Annotated in this window: 10 protein-coding genes; 1 reads left to right on the top strand and 9 read right to left on the bottom strand. The window is 65.7% G+C overall.

Translation table 11 applies throughout. The features are described from left to right. From narI to echA20, 9 genes are all read right to left on the bottom strand, one after another. The gene (gene narI, locus A5779_RS16680; RefSeq protein ID WP_064883731.1) at positions 1–744 is read right to left on the bottom strand and encodes a respiratory nitrate reductase subunit gamma; all 744 of its coding nucleotides are present in this window, start codon (positions 742–744) and stop codon (positions 1–3) included. Then, complete coding sequence (narJ, locus tag A5779_RS16675) at positions 741–1,436, bottom strand: nitrate reductase molybdenum cofactor assembly chaperone (RefSeq protein ID WP_064883729.1); 696 nt, start codon at positions 1,434–1,436, stop codon at positions 741–743. The genes narI and narJ overlap by 4 nt, the downstream gene beginning before the upstream one ends. After that, positions 1,433–3,037, bottom strand: coding sequence for a nitrate reductase subunit beta (gene narH, locus A5779_RS16670; RefSeq protein ID WP_064883727.1), 1,605 nt, complete (start codon positions 3,035–3,037; stop codon positions 1,433–1,435). The genes narJ and narH overlap by 4 nt, the downstream gene beginning before the upstream one ends. A 1-nt stretch (position 3,038) precedes the next feature. Further along, positions 3,039–6,713 carry a nitrate reductase subunit alpha gene (locus A5779_RS16665; RefSeq protein WP_064883725.1) on the bottom strand — a complete coding sequence of 1,225 codons (3,675 nt, stop codon included), beginning with the start codon at positions 6,711–6,713 and terminating at the stop codon, positions 3,039–3,041. 328 nt (positions 6,714–7,041) lie between these two features. Beyond that, a complete protein-coding gene (locus A5779_RS16660) occupies positions 7,042–7,713 on the bottom strand; it encodes a class I SAM-dependent methyltransferase (RefSeq protein ID WP_064883723.1) in 672 nt (223 codons plus the stop codon). 94 nt (positions 7,714–7,807) lie between these two features. Next, on the bottom strand, positions 7,808–8,878 hold the full coding sequence (gene ipdC, locus A5779_RS16655; RefSeq protein WP_064883721.1) for a (3aS,4S,5R,7aS)-5-hydroxy-7a-methyl-1-oxo-octahydro-1H-indene-4-carboxyl-CoA dehydrogenase: 1,071 nt from the start codon (positions 8,876–8,878) through the stop codon (positions 7,808–7,810). A gap of 3 nt (positions 8,879–8,881) precedes the next feature. After that, a complete protein-coding gene (gene ipdB, locus A5779_RS16650; protein ID WP_064883719.1) occupies positions 8,882–9,631 on the bottom strand; it encodes a cholesterol ring-cleaving hydrolase subunit IpdB in 750 nt (249 codons plus the stop codon). Beyond that, positions 9,628–10,515 (bottom strand): cholesterol ring-cleaving hydrolase subunit IpdA, encoded by an 888-nt coding sequence (gene ipdA / locus A5779_RS16645; RefSeq protein ID WP_064883717.1) that lies wholly within the window; start codon positions 10,513–10,515, stop codon positions 9,628–9,630. Before ipdA ends, ipdB begins: the two co-directional genes overlap by 4 nt. Next, on the bottom strand, positions 10,512–11,267 hold the full coding sequence (echA20, locus tag A5779_RS16640) for a (7aS)-7a-methyl-1,5-dioxo-2,3,5,6,7,7a-hexahydro-1H-indene-carboxyl-CoA hydrolase (RefSeq protein WP_055117843.1): 756 nt from the start codon (positions 11,265–11,267) through the stop codon (positions 10,512–10,514). The genes ipdA and echA20 overlap by 4 nt, the downstream gene beginning before the upstream one ends. Before the next feature lie 59 nt (positions 11,268–11,326). Here echA20 and A5779_RS16635 point away from each other — a divergent pair, with 59 nt between their 5' ends. Next, positions 11,327–12,109, top strand: coding sequence for an SDR family oxidoreductase (locus tag A5779_RS16635; RefSeq protein ID WP_064883715.1), 783 nt, complete (start codon positions 11,327–11,329; stop codon positions 12,107–12,109). Positions 12,110–12,115: the final 6 nt, after the last annotated feature.

Genomic DNA, 12,115 nt, shown 5'->3' with positions numbered 1-12,115 from the left:
TCACACCCAACGGCTGCGCGGGGGCGGTGCCTGTGGCGTCACCCAGGCCTTGGCGTAGCGGTTCTTCCCGGCCCGCTGCGGGTCGCGGCTGCGGTAGATCACAAACGGTCGGACCAGATAGCCGATCGGTGCGCTGAACATGTGCACCAACCGGGTGTAGGGCCACAACCCGAGCAGAGCAAGCACTATCAGCACATGCGCCTGGAACGTCCATGGCGTTTCCGCCATCAACTGCGGCGCCGGATGAAGCGTGAACAAGCTGCGGAACCACGGCGACACCGTCTCGCGGTAGTTGTACGTCGAGAACACGTTGGTCAGGGTGTTCAGCATCCCGGTCGCCAGCGCCCCGACCAGCAGCAGATACATCACCTTGTCGTTGAGGGTGGTCGCGGTACGCACCTCCGGGACGGTGACCCGGCGGTAGAGCAGGATCGCCACTCCGGCGACGACGGCCACCCCGGCCACCGACCCCATACTCACCGACATCAGGTGGTAGACGTGCTCGGAGACACCGACCGCTGAAGTCCACGACTGCGGGATCAGCAGGCCGACAACGTGCCCGGCGAGCACGCCGAGGATGCCGAAGTGGAACAGCGGGCTGCCCAGTCGCAGCAGCCTGCTCTCGTAGATCTGCGAAGACCTGGTGGTCCAACCGAATTGGTCGGCCTTGTAACGCCAGATGTGCCCGAGCGCGAACGAGGTGAAGGCGATGTAGGGCAGGGTCATCCACAACACGTTGCTCATCGGCGCGCCCCGGGTCCACTCACATCCATCGTCATCGGGTCCATCGCAAACGGGTCCAGACCGACATCCTCATCGGGCGGTCCTTCGGCGGCGAGCTGCGCGATACGGCGGCGATCGGCGCTGTTCACCGGCGGCAGTGTGGAAAGGACGGCGGCCAGCAGGCCGGCGTAGTAGGACCCGTTGTCCTGCAAGGACAGCCGCAACAGTTCGAGTACCGGGACGTGTTCGGCCAGCAGCCGCTCACCTTGGATCTGATCGACCGTCGCGGCGAACTCGAGCACCATGGGCAGGTAGTCGGGGAGCTCGGAATTCTCCAGGTCGCCTACCTCCAGGCCCGCCTGGCGGTAGGCGTGTTTGAACCGCAGCAGGGCCATGCCGCGTTTCCGGGTGTCGCCGTAGGCGTAGTAGGTCAGATGCAGGCTGCTGCGGCGCTGCATGTCGAACGTCTCGACATAGTTCGACGCCCGCCACATCGGATCTGTTCCGTCGAACTGATGCAGGAACTCCGTCAGCGGCACCCGAGCCGGGTCCGGCAGTTCCGCTGCGGCAGTCGCAAGCTGGTCGACGAGATCGGCCGTCTCGGCCGTGGGGTAGTCGAGCAACAGTGCGGCGATGCGCCACACCAGTCGCTGCTGGCGCTCGGACAGGGCCGAACCTGTACCGGTTCTGCGGCCGAGGGTGAGTAGCTTCATGTGGTCGGCAACAACCCGTCTGTGCTCCGGCCGTCCCAGTTGAGCAGGTTGACCCGTGTCGGATCACCCTGTGGAACAGCATCATTGGTGTGGGTCAGGTGGAACTTGTCCACCATGGTGTCGTAAGCGGTCATTCCCGGACCACCGTCTCCGTCGAGGCTGCAACCGGTCGCCAGGGCGTCGAGGCGGTGGGCGTCCGACCCGGCGCCGGTCGGGATGACATAACGGTCCTGATACTTGGCGATGGCCAGCAGCCGGTACATCGCCTCGATCTCATCGCCGCTCAATCGCACCGAGTCCGGGATGGTCTCGTCGAACTCCTCGCCGAGATTGGCCGCCCGCATGTAGGCGCGCATGGCCGCCAGTCGTTGCAGGGACGCCCGAACCGGGCCGACCTCGCCCGCGGTGAACAACTCGGCGAGGTACTCGACCGGGATGCGCAGCGTGTCGATGGCGCCGAACAGGTTGTTCTTGTTCTCGCCGTCGTGGCCGGTCTCCTTCAGGATGTCCACCACCGGGGACAGCGGCGGCACGTACCAGACCATCGGCATGGTCCGATATTCCGGATGCAGGGGCAGTGCCACCTGATAGTCGACTATCAGCCGGTAAACCGGTGAGTTCTGCGCCGCTTCAATCCATTCGGGGGAGATACCGGCCCGCTCGGCTTCGGCCACCACCCGAGGGTCATGCGGATTGAGGAACACACCGAGCTGTGACGGGTAGAGGTCCTTGTCGTCGGTGACCGATGCGGCCTCCAGCACCGCGTCCGCGTCGTAGAGCATCACGCCGATGTAGCGGAGTCGCCCGACACAGGTCTCCGAGCACACGGTGGGGATACCGACCTCGACGCGCGGATAGCAGAACGTGCACTTCTCGGCCTTGCCGGTCTTGTGGTTGAAGTAGATCTTCTTGTACGGACACCCGGTGACGCACTGGCGCCAGCCTCGGCACTTGTCCTGATCCACCAGCACGATGCCGTCTTCGGAGCGCTTGTAGATGGCGCCGGAGGGACACGCTGCAGCGCAGGCCGGGTTGAGGCAGTGCTCACAGATCCGCGGCAGGTAGAACATGAAGGTCTGCTCGAACTCGAGCTTGACCTTGTCGGATATCTCGGCGACCTTGGCCAGCAACGGGTCCCGGCCCACCTGCTCCGGACCGCCGCCCAGGTCGTCGTCCCAGTTGGCGCCCCAGGTGACCTTGGTGTCGCGCCCGGTGATCAGCGATTTGGGCCGCGCCACGGGTGTGGTGTCCATGGCCGGCGCCGACAGCAGGTTCTCGTAGTCGTATGTCCACGGGTCGTAGTAGTCGGACACCGTGGGCAGGTCCGGGTTGGCGAAGATGTTCAGCAACCGCTTGAACCGGGAGCCGGACTTCAGGGTGAGCTTGCCACGCTTGTTCAGCGTCCAGCCGCCCTTCCAGCGCTCCTGGTCCTGGTACTGGCGCGGATAGCCTTGTCCTGGGCGGGTTTCCACATTGTTGAACCAGACGTACTCGACACCGCTACGGTTCGTCCACGCCTGCTTGCAGGTGACGCTGCAGGTGTGGCAGCCGATGCACTTGTCGAGGTTCATCACCATCGCGAGCTGCGCCATGACTCTCATGTCAGTACTCCACATCCTGCGAGCGGCGACGAATCGTGGTGACCTCATCGCGTTGATTTCCGGTAGGCCCGTGGTAGTTCAGGGCGAAGGACTGCTGCGCGTACCCGCCGATCAGGTGGGTGGGTTTGATCATGATCCGGGTCAGCGCGTTGTGGATACCGCCGCGTTTGCCGTTCTTCTCGGTGCGCGGCACGTCGACGGCCTTGTCCTGAGCGTGGTACATGAACACCAGACCCTCTGGCATGCGGTGGCTGACGATGGCCCGCGCATTCACCACGCCGTTGCGGTTGGTGCACTCGATCCAGTCGTTGTCCTTGACCCCGATCTTGGCCGCGTCCACGTCCGACATCCAGATGCACTGACCGCCGCGGGACAGGGTCAGCATGTACAGGTTGTCCTGGTATGCAGAGTGAATCGACCACTTGGAGTGCGGGGTCAGGTAGCGCACCGTGATGCCGCCGCTCGTATCGCCCACCTTGGGTTCGTTGAAGAGCGCCGTCATGTCCAGCGGCGGCCGGAACGTGGGCAGTTGCTCGCCGAGCTCACTCATCCAGTCGTGGTCCAGATAGAAGTGCTGCCGGCCGGTCAGCGTGTGCCATGGCTTGAGCCGCTCGGTGTTGATGGTGAAGGGGGAGTAGCGTCGCCCGCCGGTCTCCGAGCCGGACCATTCCGGCGAGGTGTTGACGGGCACCGGCCGGGCCTGGGTGTCCGCGAACGTGATCCGCTTGCCCTCGCTCTCCTTGGCCAGGTCCACCAGTTCGGTTCCGGTGCGGCGTTCCAGCGCCTCGAAACCCTCGACCGCCAGGCGCCCGTTCGTGGTGCCCGACAGCGCCAGGATGGCCTCGGCGGCGTGGGTGTCCTTGGCCAACGACGGGCGCCCGATCGCGACACCGCTGACCACCGCGCCGTTGACACCGCGCAGGTACTCGACCTCGGCGTCGGGGTGGGTGGTCACTCCTTTGGTGGTGAGGCCGACAGTTTCCACCATCGGCCCCAGGGCCGCCATCTTCTCGGCGATGGCCGGATAGTCGCGGTCCACCATGACCAGCCGGGGCATGGTCTTACCGGGAATCGGTTCGCACTCAACGGCTTTCCAGTCCAGCACGCGACCGCCGGGCTGCGCGGTGGCGTCCGCGCTGTCGTGCTGCAACGGCATGGCCACGATGTCCTTGCGCTTGCCGAGGTGCTTCTCGGCCAGCCAGGAGAAGCCGCGGGCGATGCGGTGGAACGCATCGAAATCGGTCTTGGTCTCCCACGGCGGTGAGATGGCCGGCGAGAACGCGTGGACGAACGGGTGCATGTCGGTACTGGACAGGTCGTGCTTCTCGTACCAGGTGGCGGCGGGCAGCACGATGTCGGAGAACAGCGTCGTACTGGTATTGCGGAAATCGAGGGACAGCAGCAGATCCAGCTTGCCCACCGGCGCCTCGTCGCGCCAGCGCACCTCTTGCGGGCGGATACCGTCCTCGTCGCGCGCGGCGACCGCGGAGTCGGTCCCAAGCAGGTGCTTGAGGAAGTACTCGTTGCCCTTGGCCGACGACCCCAGCAGATTCGACCGCCACACCGTCAGGCAGCGCGGGAAGTTCTCCGGGGCGTCGGGATCTTCACAGGCGAACTGCAGATGACCCGACTTCAGTCCGTCCACAACGTATTCCGCCGCATCCTTGCCCATTCGGGTGGCCTCGTCGGCGAGATCCAGCGGGTTGCGGTTGAAGGTCGGGTAGCTCGGCATCCAGCCGAGGCGGCTGGCCAGGGCGATACTGTCCGCCACCGTGCGGCCCGCGAACTGGCCTTCGGCCAGCGGCGAGGCCATCACCTCCGAGGTGAACGGGTCATACCGCCACTGGTCGGTCGCCAGATACCAGAACACGGTGCCCTGCATCTGACGGGCCGGACGCTGCCAGTCTGCGCCGAAAGCCAGTGTGGACCAACCGGTTACCGGCCGGCACTTCTCCTGGCCGACGTAATGTGCCCAGCCGCCGCCGTTGACCCCCTGGCAGCCGGTGAGCATGACCAGCGTGAGAAACGACCGGTAGATCTGGTCGGAATGGAACCAGTGGTTGGTGCCCGCGCCCATCAGGATCATCGAGCGGCCCTTGGAACGTTCGGCGTTGTCGGCGAATTCGCGGGCGATACGCTCGGCGGCCTGGGCGGGGACGCCGGTGATCTCTTCCTGCCACGCGGGGGTGTAGGGCTCGGAGGCGTCGTCGTAGCCCGACGGCCACTGCCCGTCAAGGCCGTCGCGGGCCACCCCGTACTGCGCCAGCATCAGGTCGAAGACCGTCGTCACGCGCTGTCCGGCAACGGTTCTGGTGGGCACGCCGCGTTCGAGGACTCCGGGCTTGTCGCTGTCGAACCGGGGCAGGGCCACGGTAACTGTGTCGTCATGGTTGCCGAGCAGCGTCAGCATCGGGTGGACACCCTGGAGGTCGAGGTTCCAGTGGCCCTCGCCGGACGCGGTGAACCGGTGCCCGAGCGAGCCGTTGGGCACCACGGGCCGCCCGGCCTGGTCCAGGAGGACGGTTTTGGATTCGGCGGCTTCGGTGTCCGCATACTCGCCGCCGAGATCGGCCGCGGTGAGGAACTTTCCGGGGAGCACCCGTCCGTCGCGCTCGGTGAGAGTGACCAGGAACGGCAGGTCGGTGTACTTCTTGACGTAGTCGGTGAAGTAGGGCGTCTGCCTCTCGACGAAGAACTCCTTGAGGATGACGTGACCCATCGCCATGGCGAGTGCCGCGTCGGTACCGGGGCGGGCGGGTAGCCATTCGTCGGCGAACTTGGTGTTGTCGGCGTAGTCCGGAGACACCACGACCACCTTTTGGCCGCGGTACCGGGCCTCGGTCATGTAGTGCGCGTCAGGAGTTCGGGTGACGGGGACGTTGGAGCCCCACATGATCAGGTAGCCCGCGTCGAACCAGTCTGCCGATTCGGGCACGTCGGTCTGGTCCCCGAACACCTGCGGCGAGGCCACCGGCAGGTCGGCGTACCAGTCGTAGAACGACAGCATCGACCCGCCGAGCAGCGAGATGAACCGGGCACCGACCGCGTGGCTCACCATCGACATCGCCGGGATCGGCGAGAACCCGGCCACGCGGTCGGGTCCGTACTTCTTGACGGTGTGGACGTGGGCCGCGGCGGCGATCTCGGCGGCCTCCCACCACTCGGCGCGGACGAATCCACCCTTGCCGCGGGCGGTCTTGTACCGCTTCGACTTTTCCGGATCCTCGACGATGTCGGCCCAAGCCAGCACGGGGTCCTTCAGGCGCTCCTTGGCCTCCCGGTAGTACTCCAGCAGCACGCCGCGAACGTACGGATAGCGAACGCGCGCAGGCGAATACGTGTACCACGAGAACGACGCACCGCGCGGGCATCCCCGCGGCTCGTACTCGGGCTTGTCGGCGCCCACCGACGGGTAGTCGGTCTGCTGTGACTCCCACGTGATCACGCCGTCCTTGACGTAGATCTTCCACGAGCAGGATCCGGTGCAGTTGACGCCGTGGGTCGACCGCACCACTTTGTCGTGCGCCCAACGGTCCCGGTAGAAGTCGTCAGCCGAGCGGCCGCCGACCTTGTGCAGGGTTCGCTGATCGTCGGAAATCTCGCCGCGGTGAAAGTACTTGCCCAGTCGCAGCAAAGCATCACCGGGTGGTGTGCCGCCTGTACGTGAATCGACCACGAAACCTCCCTGGACGCTGTTGATTCATGAGCGTAGGAGGGTTGCGGAGGCCGTCAAAAGAACGCACCGAGGGGTCGCCGGCGCTGTGAAACCGCGTTAACGCGCAAGTTATTTCACGGGAACGCGGTAGTCATATCGGCAGCCGGCGATGCTGTCTTGAACTGCGCTTTCACCTGCGGTGATCGGCGGATCGGCGGCCAAAGTACGGCATGTTGGCGCATCGGGCGACGGCGGTTCACACCGCCTGCCGGGCCCGATGATTTATCACCGCGGTAACAATCCGTCGGGGCCCATTCGGTTCCTGCGCGGCGGACAGTGCCGGGGCGGCTCAACCCGGCTTCGTCCAGCAGATCGTGTGCCGGAAGGCCAGCCGACGACGCATCGTCGCGCCGGGCATGACCCGCCCGACGATTGATCGAAGTTCATCGAAGCTGAGTTCGGGATCGCGGACCGGGAACGTCGGGGGTTGGGTACCCCCGGACACCGGCCGCGGATGTTTGACCAGTCCGATGATCGGGTTCGTCACCGCGGACGCCAGATCCCATGCCGTGTCACGAATCGAGACCGGGGCGGCCAATCCGACAACCAGGAACCGGCCGCCGGGGGCGAGCAATCGTTTGATCTGCGTCAGCGCCTGCTCGATGTCGAGGTGGTGCAGCACCGCCACCATGGTGACCAGATCGACCGGCCCGTCGAGCTGGTCCAGTTGGCTGTCGTCGATCGTGACGTTGCTCAGCGCGGCACAACGACGGGCCGCTTCGGCACGCATCCCCGCGTCGCGATCCGTACCGCGAACGTGGGTGAATCGATCGGCCAGTTGAGCAACCAGGCCGCCCTGTCCGCACCCGACATCGATCGCCATGTCGCGATGTCGGGGCAGGTTCGACAGGATCCAACCGTGGAAATGGTCGTTGTGACTCCACGGGTGCCTGCTGTTGAAGGCGTGTAGTGCTTCGGCGGCGTGCCTCACCAGCGGGTGCTCGACGCGACGGATGTCCATTCATCCACTGTGCCCCGCGCTCTCCCGTGAGCAGACACAAAACTGCCCCTTCTCGTGCGAGAAGGGGCAGTTTTGTGTCTGCTCGGCAGGTGAGTTACTGGATGTAGCCCGACGCGGACTGCAGGTGCGTGACGGCGTCGTCCACGATCTTCTCGACCAGCTCGGCGCACGACGGCAGGTCGTTGATGATGCCCGCCACCTGTCCCGAGGCCAGCACACCGGCGCCGGTATTGCCCTCCACCAGGCCGGCTTTGAGCAGCATCGGAGTGTTCGCCGCCATCACGACCTGCGACCAGGTGAGTTCCTTGCCGTGCCGCATGGCCAGGCCGTCCTTCACCATCGACAGCCACGTCATCCCGGAGAGCTTCTTGAACTTCTGGGCGTTACCGATCGCAGCGGCGAAACCGCGTGCTCGCGAACCGCTCTCCAGCTTCTCGACCAGGCCCGTGCGCAGCACCCGGTGCGGCATGCCGTCCACACGGGTGGACACCACGGTGCCATCCAGCGCGGCCTGCAGGTAACGCTCCTTGACGGCGTCGGGAACAGTGGAATCCGAGGTCAGCAGGAACCGGGTACCCATCGCCACTCCGGCCGCACCATAGGACAGCGCGGCAGCCAGGCCGCGGCCGTCGAAGAAGCCGCCGGCCGCGATGACCGGCATACCGGTGTCCTTGACCGCATCGAGCACCGAGGGCAGCAGCAGCGTCGTCGCGACGGGACCGGTGTGGCCACCGCCCTCCCCGCCCTGCACGATCACCGCGTCGGCTCCCCAACCGGCCACCTTCTTGGCGTGCTTGGCCGCACCGACCGATGGGATCACCACGACGCCGGCGTCTTTCAGCTTGGCGATCAGCTCGGGCTTCGGAGCTAGAGCGAAGGAGGCGACTTTGACTCCTTCGCGGATCAGGAGGTCGACGCGCGCACCGGCATCGCCCGCGTCGGCCCGCATGTTGATGCCGAAGGGTTTGTCGGTGGCGGCCTTGACCTTGGTGACGGCGGTCTGGAGCTCTTCGAGCGTCATCGTCGCTGACGCCAGGATGCCCAGCCCGCCGGCATTGGAGGTTGCGGCGACCAGACGTGCACCGGCCACCCAGCCCATTCCCGTCTGTACGACGGGATGCTCGATGCCGACCAGTTCGGTCAGCGGAGTCTTGAGCTTGCCCATTCTTTAGACCTTGACCTCTTTGTCGCGCAGCGACTTCGGATCGATGACCTCACGCAGCAGCGTGAGCTCCTCTTCGGTGGCCAGCCGGCTGGTCTCGGCTTCCTCCAGACCGTGCACCTCGAACGAGGTGTTGTCGGCCACCTGCTGGGCATCGACCCCGGGGTGCAGCGACACCGCGCGCATCTGATGGTCGGGGCCGTTGAAGTCGAACACGCCCAGGTTGGACACCACGCGGTAGATGTTGGCGAACCGGTACGCGGGGTTCTCCGGATCGATCTTGTCCCAGCCGATTCCGGAGACGATGTCCACCGAGTCGCAGAACACGCGCTTGGAGTGGTTGCCGACGAAGTAGCTCGTGGCGTGGTTGATGCTGTTGCCGGGTGCGCCTCGGACTCCGAACATCTGCCGGGTCGGGTGCTGGATCGGGCCGAACGCCGACAGGTTCTGGTTGCCGTAGCGGTCGATCTGGTTGGCACCCATCACCACGTGGCGCTTGCCCCAGGCCAGGGTCTCGAAGACCCGGTTGAACGGCATCCAGCCTTCGACGGCGAAGGGGGCGCCGATCGCCGGGGTATCGGCCAGGATCCGGGCCTCACCGTCGGTGAGCACGATGTCGGGGGAGAAGGTCAGCCGGGCCAACCTGGCGCCGATCTGGACGACGGTGGTCATCGGGCTGGCCATGATCTCGCCGGCGTCGCGGAACAGCTCGGCGCAGGCGACGGCGCACACCTCGGCACGGGTCACGGCAATCACTTGCTGGCCTCCTGATCTTCCTTGAACTTCCGAACGGCAGCCTGGTAATCGGCCTCGCTACCGGACAGGTACGTCTTGACGAACTCGGCCCAGGTCTCGTCGGAGCCTGAAGCCTCTGCGTAATGGCGCTGGAACTTCTCGTCGCGCCGGTAATCGGGTTCGTTGGTGGTGAAGTGGGCGCCGCCCGGTGCCTCCACCACGGAATCGACCATCATCCGGTTGATCAGCAGGGCCTGCGTCGGAACAGCCTTGACCAGTTCCTCGGTGGACACCACGCGCTCGACCGACAGGAAGCGGCGCTGGGCCGACATGAGGAAGAGATCGTCGAAGTACGGGTCGATGCCGGTGTAGGCCGCATTGCCCTGGGCATCACCGAGATTCATGTGCACGAAGGCCGCGTCGAGGTTCAGCGCGGGCATCGCGATCAGTTCCTCGTAGGCGCCGTCGGTCTCATACGGCGACTTCACGGTCTTGAGCTCGTCACCCCAGAAGGTGCGGACGTCGCTGCCGAGTCCGGCCCGGATCGGCAGGAACGGCAGCCGCTGGGCGGCAGCCTGCAGGCCGCAGCGCAGCATGCCCTCGTCCATCTCGCGGGCCTCGATCGCACCGGTGGTGCGGGCCTTGGCGAACCACGGGTCGTAGAACGGCGGCGAGTCCAGCGACACGAAGCCGTAGTAGACGCGCTTGACCTTGCCGGCCGAGCACAGCAGGCCCAGATCCGGTCCGCCGTAGGTGACGACGGTCAGGTCCTTGACGTCGGTGCGCAGCAGGGCGCGGACGAAGGCCATCGGCTTGCGCCGGGATCCCCAGCCGCCGATGCCGATGGTCATCCCGCTTTCGATCGAAGCGACCGCCTCGTCGAGAGTTGTTCGCTTATCGCTCATTTCGACCCCTTGTCAGTTCCGGCGAAGGCGTCACGGTGCTCGTCGGACACACCGGACAGGTTGAGTTCGAAGGTGAAGCCCTGCTCCATCCGGTAGCGCGCGTTCACGGGCTGCACGTCGATGAAGTTCAGAGCTTCCTTGGCCGCCCGGATCACCCGGGTGTCCTTGCTGGCGATGTCGCGGGCGACGCGCAGGGCCGCTTCGTCGAGTTCCTCGCGGGGCACGACCTCGTGGACGGAACCGAAGTGGTGCAGCGTCTCGGCGGGGACCGTGGCGGCGGTGAAGAACAGCCGGCGCATCAGGTGCTGCGGGACCAGGCGGGACAGATGGGTGGCGGCACCGAGCGCGCCGCGCTCCACCTCGGGGAGGCCGAACTTGGCGTCGTCGGAGGCCACGATCACGTCGGCGTTGCCGACCAGGCCGATTCCGCCGCCCACACAGAATCCGTTGACCGCCGCGACGACGGGGACCTCGCACTCGTACACGGACTTGAACGCGTGGTAGCAGCCGCGGTTGGCGTCGATGAGCGCGGTGAAGCCCTCGGTGTTCTGCATTTCTTTGATGTCCACGCCGGCGTTGAAGCCACGGCCCTCGGCCCGCAGGATCACCACGTGGGTGCTGCGGTCGCGGCCCGCCGCGGTGATCGCGTCGCCGAGTTCGAACCAGCCGGCCGACGGGATGGCGTTGACGGGCGGGTAGTTGACGGTGACCGAGACGATGCCCGGCTCGACTGTCTTGGTGGTGATCGTCATCAATCCACTTCCTGGAGGGGTCGCTACCTAAGCAAGCACTTGCTTGGTACGCTAGCACAGTGACCGATACGCCAGAAGCTGGTGCCATCAACTTGGGTTTGACCGGCAAGGTGGTCCTGGTGACCGGCGGAGTGCGAGGGGTTGGCGCTGGAATCAGCGCGGTTTTTGCCGGTCAGGGCGCCACTGTGGTGACCTGCGCACGCCGCCCGGTCGAGGGACTGCCCTACGAATTCCACAGCTGCGACATCCGGGATGACGACTCGGTGAAGTCGCTCATCGACGCGATCGTCGAGAAGCACGGTCGTTTGGATGCCGTCGTCAACAACGCCGGTGGCTCGCCCTACGTGCTGGCCGCCGATGCGTCGGCGAAGTTCAGCACCAAGATCATCGAGCTCAACCTGATCGGCGCGCTCTCGGTGTCCACCCATGCCAACGCCGTGATGCAGAAGCAGGACTCGGGCGGCACCATCGTCAACATCTCCAGCGTCAGCGGCCACCGGCCCACCCCGGGGACGGCCGCGTACGGAGCGGCAAAAGCCGGCATCGACAACCTCACCTCCACGTTGGCCGTCGAGTGGGCGCCCAAGGTCCGGATGAACTCGGTGGTGGTCGGGATGGTCGAGACCGAGCAGTCCGAATTGTTCTATGGCGACGCAGATTCGATCGCTGCCATTTCGCGGAATGTGCCACTGGGGCGTCTCGCCAAGCCGGCCGATATCGGCTGGGCCGCCGCATTTTTGTCGTCCGCGGCCGCCTCTTACATCAGCGGTGCGTCGTTGGAGGTGCACGGTGGTGGCGAGCCACCGCACTACCTTTCCACCACGACCGCCGACATCAAGTAACTCGAA

Source organism: Mycolicibacterium peregrinum (assembly GCF_001665625.1).
Lineage (GTDB): Bacteria > Actinomycetota > Actinomycetes > Mycobacteriales > Mycobacteriaceae > Mycobacterium > Mycobacterium peregrinum_B.
This window is presented reverse-complemented; position numbering and strand designations above follow the sequence as displayed.

What these genes read in the sequence shown, in the direction of transcription:
- narI (WP_064883731.1), bottom strand. Translation starts at nt 744, where the DNA reads ATGAGCAACGTGTTGTGGATGACCCTGCCCTACATCGCCTTCACCTCG.
- narJ (WP_064883729.1), bottom strand. Translation starts at nt 1,436, where the DNA reads ATGAAGCTACTCACCCTCGGCCGCAGAACCGGTACAGGTTCGGCCCTG.
- narH (WP_064883727.1), bottom strand. Translation starts at nt 3,037, where the DNA reads ATGAGAGTCATGGCGCAGCTCGCGATGGTGATGAACCTCGACAAGTGC.
- A5779_RS16660 (WP_064883723.1), bottom strand. Translation starts at nt 7,713, where the DNA reads ATGGACATCCGTCGCGTCGAGCACCCGCTGGTGAGGCACGCCGCCGAA.
- ipdC (WP_064883721.1), bottom strand. Translation starts at nt 8,878, where the DNA reads ATGGGCAAGCTCAAGACTCCGCTGACCGAACTGGTCGGCATCGAGCAT.
- ipdA (WP_064883717.1), bottom strand. Translation starts at nt 10,515, where the DNA reads ATGAGCGATAAGCGAACAACTCTCGACGAGGCGGTCGCTTCGATCGAA.
- echA20 (WP_055117843.1), bottom strand. Translation starts at nt 11,267, where the DNA reads ATGACGATCACCACCAAGACAGTCGAGCCGGGCATCGTCTCGGTCACC.